This window comes from Vibrio sp. (assembly GCF_038138445.1).
GTDB lineage: Bacteria > Pseudomonadota > Gammaproteobacteria > Enterobacterales > Vibrionaceae > Vibrio.
This window is the reverse complement of record NZ_JAYQDQ010000089.1, coordinates 1-16,359: the sequence shown is the minus strand read 5'-3', so window position 1 is coordinate 16,359 and position 16,359 is coordinate 1. Positions and strand designations below refer to the sequence as shown.

Below are 16,359 nucleotides of genomic sequence, written 5' to 3'. Positions count from 1 at the left end.
TATTTTTAGTCGGTGCCAGCTTTCAGTTAAATGGGGCTCACCGCCAGCTTACGGTGCGATAGTTGAAGAGACAGTACCAAAAGGGCAGCCACTACCTGAGCTTTGAAGACTTTTGATGGTTACCTGAGAAGGATCAAGTTGGGCAAGTTCAACTTCAGCAAACGCATTAGTAGCCAATAGTGTGCTTGATGCTGCGATTAGTGCAGAAATAGACAACTTCATTTTCAATTTAAACTCCTTTTTAATGATAGTGTTATTGCTTAAAATTATTTTAATTCAATAACTTATGATCGATTGTTTAGACTAAATGAAAGTTGAAGAAAAATCTTAAGTTTGCCTATTGAAATTTTTGTTTTTTTATAAAATGAGGCTGCATACTCAGTTTGCAGCCAAGTAACTTATGTAACTAACTGATTACAAAAAAGAAAGATATTCATTCAATGATGTTAAAGTTTAGTCGGCCATTGTAATCTTGGCACTAACTGCAAAATGGTCGGACAAATCCCAGACACCCCACATATCTTCTTGGAAATTACGTGGGACTATGATCCGACTGGAGCTATTAGAAATGCTTCCGTTATTCATATACAAAATGTAATCAAGACGCTCACGGTCAGATTCTTCAGAATAACTAACATGCTCATTGAGATAAGGATCGAAACTATACTCAAGCACACCTTCTAATGGGGGCTCTTTTAAATTGAGCACCCTTAGCAGTTGTTCAAAGTCGAGTGGAAACTTATGTTTAGCTATATTGAAGTCACCTCCAATAATAACAGGCTCATTACTAGGTAAATTCAGCTGTTCAATAAATGCAAATATTTCACCTACCTGCAGTGTTCTAATGTTTCGATAGGCTTGTGAGTTCCAAGCGCCCAAGTGTACGTTGAAAAGGTGAAAGGGGGAGTCTCCTTTCATGATTTTTGTATAAAGTATTCCCTTATCTGCTGAACAATCGGTGCCTTTGCAGTTCTCAAATACATGTTGAGCTTGTTGGACAATCGGATATTTGCTAAATGTGAGAACACCGCCATCATAGGTATTACTACCACCACCATTTAGTTTGTTGCTTTTGTGAGGGAAATATTGCTGCATAGTCCAAATGATGTCCTGCTCGTTTTCTCGTCTAAATACTTCTTGCATAAACACAACATCATGATTGTGTATTGCATTGGCGATCAATTTGTCTCTGACACTCATATATTGACCAACATAATTAAGCATCCACGTATTGTATGTTGCCAAACTAAGAGTGTTTGCTTCTCTAGGCTCGGGTGGTTTTATTTCATCAATGACTAGAGTGATTTCATCATATCCTCCTGTATAGCTTGCTTTAAAATAGTATTGATTCTTCCCCTTAAACTTCGCATAAATATTCCGATCAGTATGATATTCATCTAATTCCAGTGATTCTGGATCAGCGAAAGTATAAGAGATGTCGGAACCCCAAATAGTCCCCTTTAACTTAATCGCTAAAGATAGGTGGTGGTCACCCAAGAGGATATATAAGTCGTAAACCTCTCCAGTCTTTACTCCTGAATAACGGCTAAGCTCAGCGGCATAGGTTAATTTATAAGGCTCAAGAGGCCCAGCATGTTTTCTTTCCAAGAGACTGGAAAGTCCTACAAGACTGAAATTAATCTCGCTTTCAGTATTGTTAAGTATGTTTATACTGGTATCTGCGTTTGAAGGTAATGGTAATAATAGTATTAGCGATAATAAGTAGGGGAAGGACAGTTTTTTCATTGTTGCTCAACTTTCTGTTTATTATTTTAGTTAAATCATTTTCCTACTTACGCCTATGTTTATTTATCTAATTAAGCTATTTTTGCTAGCTGTGACAAATTTGTAAAATTTTAAATCATCATTTATTAAAGATTAGAATATCAATGTTGACATATCCAAATATTAAAAATTTAAGAAGTTCAATCGACTAAATATGCAGCAATAACTGAAAGTCTATCCATGCAATTAAAGAAGCTTATGTAAACATACGATAACGTTATCGTAATAAAAATGTGTACCTGAATTGAGATTTAAGTCACGTTAATCATGTAGTTTATTAATACAAGTGAATTTATTTTAACGGTATATGTTTAAACTAATATTCTTTTCCCCAAAGATTATCATTGTAAACTCATGATTTGTAAGGAAATGTATTATAAATAAGTACTGGATTAATAAGAGTATTTTTTGCTAGTTTTACTCACGTTTTAAGTAATTAATGCTAGTTTTCTATTGATTTGCTGAATGTATATATTCAATCTACTCGCCGACAAAGTTGGAATGTCTACGCAACTTTTTTGTGCTAAATCTAATGGAGTAGTATTTTAAAATGAAAAAAATAATTACATTGTTGTCTGTTTCTGTGCCGCTTGCTGCGCTTGCTGACGACGCGCAAATCGAACAGTTCATGAAAGCGTTTCATGAAAACCCTCAAGAAGTGATGGATAGGTTACCGGCCAAAGAAGGTGACGAATATCAAACCATGAGTGCTGAAGATATCGAGCGAATCAGAAATGAAATGCGCGATACAGTTATGGACCGAGCTGAGCCTTCGCTTGCTCCTCGCTTTGCGCCAAATCTGGGGAATGATAATCCAGCTCGATTAGTTGATGCAGGTAACGGTCTAATTCGTAACTTAACAGAGCTGGATGATGCAGCGCCAGACTCAAAACGTTTGTCGGTTCAACCTTGGTCTGACACGTATTGGCCACTTTATTCGGGTGCTGCTGCGTGGCGATTTGCTGACAGAGAACTTAACGCATCAAATTGGCAAGAATATTATGATTTCTCGTATACAATAAAGCCTGTCGACGGCTATTCTGTTGAACAGCGTCATCTACTGTCTCCGGCTGAAAAATACGATTTGCTAGTGGGTGATAACAATTTTACGCTCACTAAGCGCTCTTGGGAGTCGGGCAAAGGCTATTACGATTCTCAGGGTCGAGTTGAACGTTGGATGGGTCTTTGCCACGGTTGGGCAGCAGCAGCTTATATGTTACCTCGTCCTGAAAAATCAATTAATGTACCAGACGCAAATGGTGAAATGCTCAAGTTCTATCCGTCTGACATCAAGGCATTAGGTACTTTACTTTGGGCTGAAGCGCCGTTTAATACACGATTTATTGGCGGTCGTTGTAATATTAAAGATCCAGCGAAAGATGAAAATGGTCGAGTCATTGAGCCTGATTGTGTCGATAACAATCCAGCGAGCTGGCACTTATCTGTACTAAACCAGATTGGGATTACTGGTCGCAGTATGATTATGGATGCGACTTACGATTATCAAGTATGGAACCAGCCAATTTTGGGCTACAGAGTGAAGTACTTTAACCCGGAAACCAATCGTACATCGAATGATCCAGCAGATGTTACAATTGCGATGGGTGATTATGAGCAAGATAAGTTTACTAAATATCGTTCATCACGCGCTGTGTCGGTTGTTGGGGTTGAAATGGTCGTTGACTACATGGTGGAAACAAACCCTACACACAGAAATTATGACAAGCCTCAGTTAGATGGTGTATCACGTGTAAGGTACTACTATGACCTAGAATTAGATGCATCGGGTAATGTTATTGGTGGTGAGTGGTACCAAAACCGTCATCCTGACTTCTTGTGGACTCCAACGCCTCAAGCTGTTGCAAAATCATACTACGATGGAAGAGGCAGTTGGGACGTGACTCAATCTGTGCCTAATAGCTGGAAATCTCAGGCATCAAGAGCATCGCGTCATACTCAACCTATGACATCGATTGTTACTGCTCTTTTTGAAGCGTCTTCAAGCGATGAGAAACCTGCAGAAGAGTGGAAGCAACTTCTAACACATCGTAATCAATGTTTAGATGTTGAATACAGTTCTGGTTCAGCAGGTGCTAAGGTGTTTGGTTGGAGTTGTCATACAGGTGATAACCAACATTGGCAACTAACTTCAGCTGGCAAGCTAATTAGTAAAGCAGCACCGGGTATGTGTCTTGACCAAGATAGCCGCTATATCACTATGGAAGAGTGTAGTGATCGCCCTAATCAAAAGTGGCGCTTTGAGAATGGTCAGTTGAAGAATGCATTGGATAACGCTCTAAGATGGAACGAAAATACTTGGCTCATAGAAGCTGATGTGAATGGCAGTCAATGGGCTTGGAAATAAAGTTTGTTAACTTGACCAGAAATGGAGCTCGCTAGCGAGCTCCATTTTTATTTTTACTGATAACAACTTCCTTCAAATAACCAATACCAATAGTAGTTGTATGGGTCAGCACCCCAACTATCTTGAATGGCGGTAAACCTGTTACCATAATATTGAACTTGCATCCCTTGCGGATAGTAATCATTAGCTGACCACTCGTTGAGTGCAGAACAAAGGTCTTGAGGTTGTGGCTGCGGAGTTGGTTATTGCTCGTCTAAATAAGCGCTGACACCAACGTAAGCATCCGATGAGCCAGTTGCTCCTGTAACCATAATATAAACATCCGTTTGGCCCACACCGCTAAAGCCACAATATTCACCGTTGTCGGCGTTTGTGGATGCGCAATCATTGTCAGATAGAGATGCGGGGCGATTAATCGCAACATACATGTCTACGTTACCGTAACCGTTATAGGTTTGAACCCAAATGTCCTGACCTGGCGCATTCTTTAAGACAAAATGTTGTTCATCATTGCCATTCGAGTCGACAGGTGTAGGTATGTTTATCTGCAATTCACTTATACCAGGTGTTGGTTTAGGGTTTGGATTCGGTTGGGTTGAAGTACAGTTTGTCACTTGGACGCCAACTTGTGCAAAAGCGCTATGAACTGCAGAGCTTTCATACCCGAGTTTTTCTGCCGCTTTACAAACGCCCTCTGCGCCTTGTTGAAAATCAGAGTTTGCTCGCCAATATAGTTGATTAGCGGTTGCATAAGCAATAAAGGCTTTTTGGATATCCCAATTAGGACTGGTGGCTAGGTGATAGAACGCTTTGTTGAAGATTCCTGAGCTGTTGTGGACATCAATTCCATTGTAATATTGGTTGACGTGATCGATGGAACTGCCGTCTTTACTGGGTTGAATGAAGTATCGCATTGCATCTGAATACTTCATAACATGTTCGCCCATTTTCCAATTAAAGCTTCCATTGACATATTGGCTAAGTGCGGCGGCTGAAACATCAGAGAAAGACTCATTCATACCGCCAGACATACCACGATACTCAAGGCCAGAGTTCTGTTCGGTGAAACCGTGGCTGACCTCGTGTGCAATGACATCCCATGTGGCAAGTGGGTACATTGAATGGTTGCCGTCTCCAAATGTCATTTGACGTCCATCCCAAAAGGCATTGCCATAGTTTGTCCCATAATGCACACGCATGGTTAGCTTTTGCTGTAATGGTTTGGTGTTTAACCAATCCATATACATATCAAATACGCGTTGACCAAAGTACTGAGCATCATTCATTGGCGCATAAGCACCGTTGACTGCTCGGTTACTATTTGTATTACAGTTAAATTGGTGAACTTGGCCGCCGTACTGTTGATTGTTCATATCAATAGTTTTGACGTTTTGGCTATCCATCTGGCAGTACTGATTGACTTCAAAGCCACCATAATGTGTGGTTGGGCTAAAGTAATATTTGCCGCTCTTTTGGTTACCTCCAGGGCCCTCTGCCTCGATAAATGCAATACCTTCCCATTTATCCAGAATTTCCCCAGTTTTTGCATCGACTAGTGTAATTGGTCTCGATGGAGTCATGCCTTTCATTTCAACAAGATCAACTTTGTAGACTAGGTGAGCCACTTGTTGCGGATCTTGCCAGATCATTAGATTAGCTCTTGGCTCACCTATAGGTCGAGATGCAAAACTCTGGTTAGCCTCTTTTACGAGTTCTATGGCTTGATTGGCATTAAACATAGGCATAGTGGAGCCAATATCAGGGCTAATACCTGTAAGAACTTGCCCGTCAAGAGGGGTTATATCACCTTGGCTGGAAACTTGAGCAACAATTGATTGGCCGTATACGGGAATACCAAAATGTAGTTGCTGTTTGCGCAGTAGAGTGTTGTTTCCTGCTTGTACATGGTTGACCTCTTTATATGCCAGAGGCTGGCTAGATGGTGAATAATTCTTAGATGCTGTCTGATTGAGTATATAAGAGAGATCGACCTGTGAGTGATCAACTATGTTTGCTGCTTGCGAACCAAATGCTACTGGTAGCAAGAGAAGTAAATGAACATTACGCATGCTTCACCTTTGTATTTATTTCCGTTAGTTGGGGTAAAAATTGCGTCTTCAGATTAGTGCTCATCTTCAACAAAAATAACTGCAATTAATTTTATATGAGGTGCTCGTTCAAAATGCTTAATTTATTGTTATTGAGAATGAGATCTTGGTTCTAATATAGATATTTATTATTCTAAATTTACTATTCATTATTGGTTAACTTATTGTTATTTAATTTTTTATTTTTGCGTTTTTGTAATAAAAGGGTGAGTAAAGTTGTCAGGCAATGTTTGAGTATTGAAATTGAGTGAGTATCTATAAATGCGAAGAAGTAAAAAATATGTAAAAACTACTCATTACTATGCCTATGCAACGGGTTAATCGTTATCATGATGGAACTAATAAATGACAAAGTAGTCACATGGCTACACAAATAATAAATGGAACTAAGCATGGCTAAATCTTGGCTGATATCAATTGCAGGTGTCGTATTTCTCAGCGGTGGTATTTGGGTCTATTTGCATTCTTCGAAAAGTCCAGACACATTCCCTACTTTGAATGTGGAAAAAGGGACGATTGAACAACAAGCAATGGCAGTAGGAAAAATAGTGCCTTCGCATGCTATTTCAATTAAATCTCCCATAGAGGGTATTGTCGGCGAAATATACGTTCAAGTTGGGCAAAATGTTCAGCAAGGCCAACCTTTGGTCAAGGTCAGTCCTAACCCAACGCCTCAGGCACTAACGGATGCTTCCACTGAGCTGATGCGTAGTGAAGCGGAGCTGGAGTCTGCCAAACAAAAACTGTCAAATTTAGCTGAGTTGTTAAAGCAAGGCGTTATTCCCAGCAATTATGATGAGTATGTTAGCGCTCGTTCTGAGGTGAAGTCTGCCAATGCGACGGTATTACAAAAGCGGCAAAACTTAGAGTTGATTCAAAGTGGTGAAGCGCTAATTGGAGATGAACATTTGACCTCTACCATTTTGGCTCCAATAAGTGGCACTGTTTTAAATCGTAAAGTTGAGGTTGGAGAGCCAATTATATCAACAGCGTCCAGTCAAGCGGCGACAGAAATTATGTCTCTGGCTGATATGAATAGCATGATATTCAAAGGCAGTGTCAGTGAACATGATGCGGCTCAACTGACTACAGGAATGCCAGTTTCTTTGTCGGTTGCGCCTTATCCCGATATGGAAATTAACGGTGTTATAACCAAGGTTGCCATTCAATCCGAAAAATTGAATTCACCGGATGATACGAACACTTCTAAAAGTTTTGACAATGGTTTTGAAATAGAAGTTGGTCAACTTAACATTCCCGTTAATGTTACTTTGCGGTCAGGGTTTTCATCAACAGCGAAAATCACACTTAAAAAATCTCAGGATGTGTTAACGCTACCTGAAAGAGCATTGAAATTTGAAGGCTCTATAGCAAATGTTTTAATTGCAGATAATTCTGAACAAGGTTTCCACCAACAGAAAGTGGTTTTGGGTTTATCCGATGGAATAAACGTTGAGGTGCTTGAAGGCGTTAGTTTGGGAGAAGAGGTCATTGATAATAGTATGATGGGAAGTGATCATGGCTAGTCGAGGTCTTTTAAACATAACGAGTTTGTTTTTGGCGATAACGTCAAGTGCTTCCTGTTTTTCTCTAACAATTGACCAAGCATGGCAATTAGCCAAAAAACATGATCCTGATTATGAAATGGCTCAGATAGATCTTCAAATTGGAGAAACGGGTGTGAATTCAAGTCGCAGTGCTTTACTTCCGTCACTTGAGGCCAGTGCCTCATCGAGTTGGAACCAAGACAGCGATAATACTAACTCATATAAGTTTGGGTTATCTCAAACCATTTGGGATAGCAGCTTGTGGTCAAACCTTGATGAATCTCAGGCCAACTATCTAAAAAACAAGCTTGAATTGACAAAAGCACGAGATGACTTGGCACAGAAGGTATTAGCTGCTTATTTGGATGTTGCGAGTGCCCAGAGCCAATTATTGCTGGCAGAGAAGAAGTTTGCTGAGGGTAATAAGCTTCTGGAAATAATAGAGAATCGCTACAGAGCTGGTCGAGTAACCTCTGTAGATGTTGAAGAGATAAAGGCTACTCAGATCTCGGAACAATCCAATATTCTTGACGCGAAAGGTAAACTCAATACTCAGATGTCGCAGTTGTCAGCTCTTGTTAATCAAATCCCAGACCATGTCGAACAGATTAAGACGGACTCTCTTATAGAGCCGACTATGTTGGTCAAATCTGAATCTAAGTGGCTTAAGCTTTCAATGGATAACAGTCCAGAGTTGTTGGCGGCGGCACAAAGTGTTAAGGCTAGTGAGTTTGCTCGCCAATCAGCTCAAGGCGGCTATTATCCTACCGTCTCTGGTAATTTGGGTTATAGCGATGATGATGCGAATTCAGATGGAGAGTTTAACGCAGGGTTAACTCTGAGTCTTCCTATTGATCTCAATGGTTCGACGAAAGCGAAAGTAGACGCAGCATCACTTAATGTACTTAAAGCAAAGCAATACAAGCGCAAGATAGAAATTGATATTGAGAAAAGGATACGGCAACAATATAGACAAGTGAGTATCGATTGGGATCGTGTAGTAATGGCGAGCGCTCTGGTCGAGTCTAATGCTAAGGTTCTCAATAGCAAACAGGCCTTGTATGATGCTGGTAAATCGGAAGCATCCGATCTGATTGACGCTCATAATCGCTTTTATGAAGCAAAGGTCGGCTTGGAAGCAAACCTATACAGCTATTGGCAGGAAAGGGTTGACCTTTTATACACAGCGGGCCAGCTAAATGATGATACGATTTTGGCCATTTCACAGGCGTTTCATTAATGAAGACTATAGTGCTGCAAACATGGCAGACAATAGTGGCTCATCGTACTAAAAGTATTTTGGCGGTGATTGCTATCTCTTGGGGTGTGATATCTGTTGTCACTTTAATGGCGTTAGGCGAAGGCTTTTTCCGTAAACAGAGTCAGTCGTTTTCATTTATGATCAATGATACTCAAATTGCCTTCCCTTCAAGAACCAGCAAACCATGGCAAGGAATGCCAGCACGGCGAGATATTCATGTGTCGCAGGATAATGTCGAGCAACTCAAACAGTTTGATTTTGTGTCCGAAGTTTCTGCCGTTTATGAAAAGTGGGATGCCAGTGTGTCAAACATGTCAGGACAACATCTTACATCAGGCGTCGGCGGTATCGATGCGGCTTATTTTCCTCTGATGAAGCGCAAACTCCAACTAGGGTCCAGGAACATTTCTCTAAGTGACAATCAAAATCACACCAGAGTCGCGATTCTCGGTGATCAACTTGCTCAGATGAGTGGGCTGACAGTGAATGATGAAGTGAACGTCAATGGGATTCCTTTTCGAGTTATTGGTGTTTTGGACGATGAAAAAAGCGGAATATCGTTTGGTGATAGTCGAAGAGTATTTATTCCTCAAAATACCTATCGCGATCTATGGAACGATAAGATAGGGATCTTATTACTAAAACCAGCGTTTAAAATGGAAGCAAGATTATTTAGGCAAAATATCGTTAGCTTTTATGCTCAGTTGCTCCACTTTGACCCAAATGATCATGACGCGCTGTATTTTATTGATATGAGCGATAGCTCCGATGTAATCATAAGTATCTTGAGAGGCATTCAGGTCTTTCTTGCCGCTAGTGGGGCCATGACCATGGCCGTCGGGGCTTTGGGTGTTGCGAATATTCTGTTTTTGTCTGTAACCGAGAGAACAAGAGAAATTGGTGTTCGACTTGCAGTGGGAGCGACCCCCAACATAATACTCAGTCAGTTTATTTTTGAGGGGCTAATACTTGTCGCAATAGGAACTGCTTTAGGATTAGGACTTTCGGTGGGCTTAGTGGGAATCTTATCTATGGTGCCCCTGCCTGAATGGATAGGTGAGCCTGTTATTACTCCACAGTCAATTTTAATCGCGTTGTTGGTGACATTTTGCCTTGCGCTGCTGGCCTCTTATTTTCCAGCTAGACGGGCTTCGTGTTTGACTCCCGTTGTCGCTTTGAGTGCAAAGGCTTAAATCATGCTGTTACCATTAAGACAAATTTTTCAAGAAATGGCGTCAGAAAAACTTCGATTTGCTTTGACGGTTTTAGCTGTTGCGTGGGCCACTTTATGTATTGCAGGAATGCTGGCAGTGGGGGAAGGAATCCGTCTTGGGGTAATGAAAACCGCGCAAAACGGTAATGGAAACCTTATCTATTTGACAGGCGGTATTGCTACCATCGACTTTGGCCGTTTTTATACGGGCAAGCCTTTGGAATTAAAACTTGATGACTCCGAGATAGTGAGGTCTCTCCCAGAAGTAAAGTCAGTTGCCCCAACTGCAACGTGGGAAGAGGATATAACCGTTGGGGATAAAGGTATATGGCGTCAACCTTTGGCTGTTAGCAATGAGTTTAAGTCGATGACTAATCTCAAACTTCTTAACGGTAGCCGCTGGTTTAATATCATCGATCAGCGAGAGCAACGTAAAGTAGTGGTGCTAGGGTATTCACTTGCTGCCCGTTTTTTTAACCCAGAAGAGAGCGAAAGCTGGTTTGATACTGTGACGCTCGAAGTAAATCCAGTGGGTGAAAAAGTTAAAATCGGCGATGAAGAATTCACAGTAATCGGTGTTTTGAAAAAAAATAGTGCCAACATAGAGCAGAACGCCCCCATCGACTATTCAAGTTTTGTCCCTCTTGAAACTTGGAAACGCTATCACCTTGGTGGTGATATTTCTGGAATCAATATTGAGCCTTATCAGTGGGCCGATCGCGCTAGGCTTGCAGATACCATACGTCAAGTGTTGTCTCGAAGACATGGTGCAAGCGTTGAAGATCAGCAGGTTGTTCAAGTTGAAGATATGTTCCTTGACCAAAAAAGCATGCGTCAGTTTCTTGTGGGTTTACAGAGCTTTTTAGGCATCATCGGATTTGTAACTCTAGCAGTGGCTGGGGTTGGGATCGCTAATGTCATGTATGCAACGGTAAAACGCTCGACGCGAGATATTGGAGTGCGTATGGCTGTTGGAGCAACGCCTACAGCAATTCGCTTGCATTACTTAGTTCAGTCGTTGGCCACTATGTTGATTGGAGGAGGACTTGGACTCATCGCCACTTATTTGCTGGTATGGACGATAGCTGCGATTGATCTCGAAGGTAACATGCTTTATGAACATCTTGGGAATCCAGTACCAGAACTGTCTTGGTTAGTTGTAGTAATTGTGATTTTCACTTTGATTATAACAGGTGTTTTGTCGGCTTGGTTACCGGCTAACCGAGCAGCGAAAGTTACACCGATGGAGGCCCTACAGAGTGAATAACTCGGAGAGTAATACAGATATGGCTGAAAATTTACTAGTTAACCTTAATCACATATGTAAATACTATTCCAGTGGAGATACAGAAGTTAGAGCTTTGGATGGAGTGAGTCTAAACATTGCTCAAGGAGAGTTTTTATCCATATTAGGGCCATCAGGCTCGGGTAAATCTACATTAATGAACATTTTGGGCTGCTTGGATAAACCCACCCAAGGAAGTTATGATCTTGACGGCCAAAATGTGGCTTCCTTGACGAGTAACCAGTTGGCTGAAATTCGTAATCATAAAGTGGGCTTTGTGTTTCAAAGCTTTAATCTGCTTGAATACGCGACGGCATTGGACAACGTTGCGCTTCCCTTGGTCTATTCAGGTGTCCCAGCTAAAGAACGTAAGCGTCGTGCTAGTGAACTACTTAGGCAGGTAGGTTTGGGCGAGCGTATGGAGCATAAGCCCAACCAATTGTCCGGTGGGCAGAAACAAAGGGTGGCAATTGCTCGCGCTTTGGTCAATGACCCGCAAATAATATTGGCTGATGAACCTACGGGAGCGCTTGATTCAAAATCTGGTGCAGAAATAGAAGCTTTGTTCAACCAGCTTCATGCTCAGGGCCGAACATTAATTATTGTGACTCACGACAACGCCTTGGCTGAGCGCACCAAACGTGTGATTACCATTAAAGATGGTAAGATTATCGCCGACAGAAAATCCGTTGCTATGGAAGTTTAATTAGCGATGTGCTGGCTCATATTGGTGAGGCAGCACATACTATTATCGCTTATGAAGACTATCGGCCTTTAATCAGAGATAGTTGATAGTTAAACTTAGCGGATGGGCCATACACCTGATTAGCGTATAAATTACGTGAGTCAAACATATAATGATTCATACCATCGTGCCAAATACCGATATACCACTCTTGATTACTATGACTATTAAATTTGGCTGCAAGTTCGGCTGGCCAGGTATTGTGCTGAATATGTTGGTCGGTAATTACAAGAGAGATATCGTGCTGCTCTTGGCCTTCTAAACTGAATATACGCAAACGTATAGTGTCTCCAACTTCTGCAGGGCCGAAATTTGAGGGAATAAAGTAACTGAGTATGGATAGTGTATTATCGAGCCTGTCAGTAGCTGAAGTGCCTTTAGGTTTATTCTTATCTGAGGTAAACGAAATATCGCTGCAATTATAAAACCCTTCCCCTGCCGGATCTTCACGTTGCCATCGAGTAAATAGAATCGCATCCCCACTTCTATCTTGTGGTAGAGTAATGGTGATTTCATAATTACTGTTTGAGTCGACGGCAATATTACCTGCTGTATCGACTAATTCCAAATCTGACCATGCTAGTGGATGGGTACCATCATAATTGCTTTTACTAAGATAAAATTCCCAATATGAAGGATTGTGGGGCGCTGTTGCACGGAATATGAGCGTTATTTGATTGTTAGAGTCAAGTACTATTGGCGTCTTTTGCCAGTGAGGCGATGTGATATTGAGTCCTGATTTCGCCGGGTCTCCCGCACTGCATAAACTTCCATCTGGCACCGATGCTTTTACTTGTTCTATATCCCAATATTGACTGACATTAATCGCGATTTCGTTGCGTTGAACAAACTGATAGGCCCCTGACTGATCGTATGCAGCTTGGCAGGCGGCGTTCGGAATACGATCTTCCCAAAACCCTCCATCGAGATAACAAATATTCTGCCGAGCGTTTGGATATTCTACCCAGCCATGCGTATGGGCAGTCAATGGCCCGAACGCAAGTAGGCTTGCAATAGTTAAGTAGATCGTTATGCAGGGTCTCATAATATCTCCTTGCGAATATTATTTCTGCCAGAAAGCACAATTAATGTGTACTCAACTATTTCAACCTAGCAGCAATGACAGGTTTATTTGCTAAGAAATAAAATTATCATCTTCTTATACTATTAATTTGGAACCTTATGCTCATAGATAAAGAAATCTTTGTATGAGTGTTCAACCATTTTCGAGTCACTTCAAATATTATCAGTGAGTAATGTTAATAATTATCCGGTCGATGAAATGATGGAACACTTTTAATAGGATATAGCTCAATAGCCAAATTGTGGTGTGGATATTCTTTGTGCTATTCGTTTAACTAAATAGCTTATACATAAATAATTTAACACTTTATGATCATTTTTTTCATAATCTTGTTGGGTTACACATTTTCATATCGTACTTGTTGCTTAGTCGCTTATCCCAATGGTAACTAGCCTTTCGCTATTCCAATAAAATGGTATAAGGAGAAGTAATGATTAGGGCAATTAATTTCGCTGTCTTATTGTGGGTAATATCTTTTCAAGCATCCGCAATTACATCGGTTTCTTATATTAATCGTACAAGCAAGCCGATTAAGGTTGAACTTCTAGTTGATACAACAGCATGGGTAGAGGAGGGCAATCAGTACCGTCTATTAACAGACAATTTAATCATTCCTCCTTATGGTAAAGCTAAAGTTGCTGACTTTAACCGTTACTATGGCATCGTGAACGGGGCTAGGTATGACTATTATTTTCCCATTCGTTTTCTTAATAATGATGGAAATTGGGAAGTACCATATCAAGCTCCCACTGCTCAAGTAAGATTTAAAGGACATGGAGCTGGTACCACATTATCTTATGGTTTTCACAATCGTACTTTAAAAACTGACTATAACCCATACGTGATAGAGCTATATGGACAAGATGGCCTTCATACTGAGTATGGTGTAAAAGCCATATATACATCAGGATTTGATAATGTTGAGTTTGTTGTTTCTGAACATCATATTGCCGATATAGATTACGATGAAAATACTCTTAATGTGGCGACATACAACCTTTGGATGATCCCTTCCGTCTCGCAAGATATTGCTTCTAGGACATCAATGATGGACCACAATCTTTCAGGGTATGATGTTCTCGCTTTGCAAGAGGCGTTTTCAAGTGATAGAGAGGCTTTATTTAATGAGTTAAGTGAGGAGTATATTTATCGTACAAACGTTGTCGGTGGGGAAAGCATGGCTATGTATGATGGTGGTGTTGTGACGTTAAGCCGACATCCTATTATCGAAACGGATGCGCTGGTGTTTGATCACTGCTCTGGAACTGATTGCTATGCAGATAAGGGGATTGTATATACGAAAATCGATAAGCTTGGCAAAATATACCATGTGTTTAATACTCATCTTGCTTCTTTTGATACGCCAGCAGCAAAGAGATTAAGGAGACTACAATTAGGGTTACTTCGCACTTTTATGTTGACCAAGTCCATTCCTGAGGATGAGGCGGTCATATATGCTGGTGATTTTAATATAAATAAAAATAGCGACTTTTACGAATACCTCCTCATGCTTTCTACGCTTGAAGTTGATCCCCCAGAATATAAAGGTTACACCAGAGGTACTTTTGACCCTGTGATCAACACTTATGCATCTTCCGATTATTCTGGTGGCGATAGTGTCGAATATCTTGATTATGTGTTTGTTAGCGCAGAACATCGAAGAGCGAGTGAAAATTCGAATACTGTCAAGCTGCAACAGAGAGTGAGTTACGGTACTTGGAGTAAATGGCATTTGTCAGATCACTTCAGTGTTGGAGGACGGTTTGTTTTTGATGAGTAAGGATACTGGTCAAAATGACATAGGATTATGTCTTTGAACCATTAACATTCATTGCAATTGACTAGACTAACAGCTAAAGCTTAATAGGTGTGCAGGTTAAAATTAGCTGGTCAAGGTAGTGTTATGTTTAAAAACTTGTCGTTGAAGAATAAATTAGCCATGTCCGCAAGTGTGGCAATTATAGTCGGGGGGATGTTGGTGGAGCTTCTATCTTTTAGAGCATCTCTACAAAGATTGGATATCGAAGTCACACAAAGGTTAGAAAGCTCTACCGCTTCCTATAATCAATACGTATCAGACTGGATAGAATCAAAGGGGCGAGCGCTTACTTCAATAACGCCAGACGCTAATATGGGTACTATTGTCAGTAACCTCAAACAGGTTAAAAATTCTGCTGGCCTTGATAATGTATTCCTAGCTTTTCCTGATGGATCACAACAAAATGCCAATGGCGTTGTGTTGCCCCCGGGTAATGATGACCCTCGTAAATGGGGCTGGTATATCAACGCTATGAAGGCTCCTGATAAAGTATTTATGGACAATCCAACGGTAGCAGCCGCTACGGGTGCTAATGTTGTTTCTCTTGGTGGCGTGGTTAGTTTGGGTAGCGGTAAAGTCGTTTTAGGTGCTGATGTAGAAATTACCGATATTATCTCGGGGCTGGATAAAGTCATATTGCCCGGTGAAGGTTACATGTTTATTGCCAATGAACAAGGGAACGTGTTTACACACAGCAACACTAAATTGCTTAACCAATCAGTTCAGCAACTTGGTTTGAGCTTTGACGTTATTAAGCAGGCGATGAACTCAGGTAATGATATATACACTGAGGTAAATGATGAATTGAGCGTCGTTTACGCATCCCAGATAAAAGGGACTTCTTTAATTACCGTGACTGTTCTTAACCGAGAATCTCTGGTCGCTCCTTTGTATAGTGCGATGTGGGGTCAGATTTTGGTTACAGTATTGGTCGTGATTGTGTGTACCTTCCTGTTCAACATGCTGTGTGGAATACTATTCAAGCCATTGACAAGAGTTTCTAATGCATTAGAGCAAATTGCTCATGGTAGTGGTGATCTAACCCAGAGACTTGATATTGACAGTAATGATGAGGTTGGTCAGCTTGCCAATAGTAAGCTGGCGGTAAACCCCATCTAATCATTTCCTTTTAAATTCGGTATTGTCT

The 16,359-nt window shown here is 40.9% G+C and carries 10 protein-coding genes and 2 pseudogenes; 8 read left to right on the top strand and 4 right to left on the bottom strand.

The window, feature by feature from the left end; translation table 11 throughout:
- Nucleotides 1-48: 48 nt before the first annotated feature.
- Nucleotides 49-228 carry a hypothetical protein gene (locus AAFM34_RS17490; RefSeq protein ID WP_341665021.1) on the bottom strand — a complete coding sequence of 60 codons (180 nt, stop codon included), beginning with the start codon at nt 226-228 and terminating at the stop codon, nt 49-51.
- 225 nt (nt 229-453) lie between these two features.
- Nucleotides 454-1,746, bottom strand: coding sequence for a sphingomyelin phosphodiesterase (locus AAFM34_RS17485; protein WP_341665019.1), 1,293 nt, complete (start codon nt 1,744-1,746; stop codon nt 454-456).
- Nucleotides 1,747-2,335: 589 nt separating this feature from the next.
- Between AAFM34_RS17485 and AAFM34_RS17480 the strand changes: the two genes are divergently transcribed.
- On the top strand, nt 2,336-4,150 hold the full coding sequence (locus tag AAFM34_RS17480; RefSeq protein WP_341665017.1) for a ricin-type beta-trefoil lectin domain protein: 1,815 nt from the start codon (nt 2,336-2,338) through the stop codon (nt 4,148-4,150).
- Nucleotides 4,151-4,203: 53 nt separating this feature from the next.
- Here the strand turns inward: AAFM34_RS17480 and AAFM34_RS17475 are convergent.
- Nucleotides 4,204-6,219, bottom strand: a pseudogene (locus AAFM34_RS17475) (M4 family metallopeptidase).
- Between the two features lie 431 nt (nt 6,220-6,650).
- Between AAFM34_RS17475 and AAFM34_RS17470 the strand changes: the two are divergent.
- The 5 genes from AAFM34_RS17470 to AAFM34_RS17450 are packed head-to-tail and all read left to right on the top strand — an operon-like array spanning nt 6,651 to nt 12,270.
- On the top strand, nt 6,651-7,784 hold the full coding sequence (locus tag AAFM34_RS17470; protein ID WP_341665016.1) for an efflux RND transporter periplasmic adaptor subunit: 1,134 nt from the start codon (nt 6,651-6,653) through the stop codon (nt 7,782-7,784).
- On the top strand, nt 7,777-9,045 hold the full coding sequence (locus AAFM34_RS17465; protein ID WP_341665014.1) for a TolC family protein: 1,269 nt from the start codon (nt 7,777-7,779) through the stop codon (nt 9,043-9,045). Before AAFM34_RS17470 ends, AAFM34_RS17465 begins: the two co-directional genes overlap by 8 nt.
- A complete protein-coding gene (locus AAFM34_RS17460; protein WP_341665012.1) occupies nt 9,045-10,259 on the top strand; it encodes an ABC transporter permease in 1,215 nt (404 codons plus the stop codon). The genes AAFM34_RS17465 and AAFM34_RS17460 overlap by 1 nt, the downstream gene beginning before the upstream one ends.
- 3 nt (nt 10,260-10,262) lie before the next feature.
- Nucleotides 10,263-11,546 carry an ABC transporter permease gene (locus AAFM34_RS17455; protein ID WP_341665010.1) on the top strand — a complete coding sequence of 428 codons (1,284 nt, stop codon included), beginning with the start codon at nt 10,263-10,265 and terminating at the stop codon, nt 11,544-11,546.
- A 19-nt stretch (nt 11,547-11,565) separates the two neighbouring features.
- On the top strand, nt 11,566-12,270 hold the full coding sequence (locus AAFM34_RS17450; RefSeq protein WP_341665008.1) for an ABC transporter ATP-binding protein: 705 nt from the start codon (nt 11,566-11,568) through the stop codon (nt 12,268-12,270).
- Between the two features lie 58 nt (nt 12,271-12,328).
- Here AAFM34_RS17450 and AAFM34_RS17445 read toward each other — a convergent pair whose 3' ends face one another.
- A complete protein-coding gene (locus tag AAFM34_RS17445) occupies nt 12,329-13,354 on the bottom strand; it encodes a lytic polysaccharide monooxygenase (protein WP_341665006.1) in 1,026 nt (341 codons plus the stop codon).
- A gap of 469 nt (nt 13,355-13,823) precedes the next feature.
- Here AAFM34_RS17445 and AAFM34_RS17440 point away from each other — a divergent pair, with 469 nt between their 5' ends.
- Nucleotides 13,824-15,173: a sphingomyelin phosphodiesterase gene (locus AAFM34_RS17440; protein WP_341665004.1), complete on the top strand. Its 1,350-nt coding sequence runs from the start codon at nt 13,824-13,826 to the stop codon at nt 15,171-15,173.
- 123 nt (nt 15,174-15,296) lie between these two features.
- Nucleotides 15,297-16,307: pseudogene (locus tag AAFM34_RS17435) on the top strand (cache domain-containing protein); the annotation flags it as partial.
- Between the last annotated feature and the right edge of the window lie 52 nt (nt 16,308-16,359).

Coding starts and splice junctions, on each gene's coding strand:
- AAFM34_RS17485 (WP_341665019.1), bottom strand. CDS start 1,746: ATGAAAAAACTGTCCTTCCCCTACTTATTATCGCTAATACTATTATTA.
- AAFM34_RS17480 (WP_341665017.1), top strand. CDS start 2,336: ATGAAAAAAATAATTACATTGTTGTCTGTTTCTGTGCCGCTTGCTGCG.
- AAFM34_RS17470 (WP_341665016.1), top strand. CDS start 6,651: ATGGCTAAATCTTGGCTGATATCAATTGCAGGTGTCGTATTTCTCAGC.
- AAFM34_RS17465 (WP_341665014.1), top strand. CDS start 7,777: ATGGCTAGTCGAGGTCTTTTAAACATAACGAGTTTGTTTTTGGCGATA.
- AAFM34_RS17460 (WP_341665012.1), top strand. CDS start 9,045: ATGAAGACTATAGTGCTGCAAACATGGCAGACAATAGTGGCTCATCGT.
- AAFM34_RS17455 (WP_341665010.1), top strand. CDS start 10,263: ATGCTGTTACCATTAAGACAAATTTTTCAAGAAATGGCGTCAGAAAAA.
- AAFM34_RS17450 (WP_341665008.1), top strand. CDS start 11,566: ATGGCTGAAAATTTACTAGTTAACCTTAATCACATATGTAAATACTAT.
- AAFM34_RS17445 (WP_341665006.1), bottom strand. CDS start 13,354: ATGAGACCCTGCATAACGATCTACTTAACTATTGCAAGCCTACTTGCG.
- AAFM34_RS17440 (WP_341665004.1), top strand. CDS start 13,824: ATGATTAGGGCAATTAATTTCGCTGTCTTATTGTGGGTAATATCTTTT.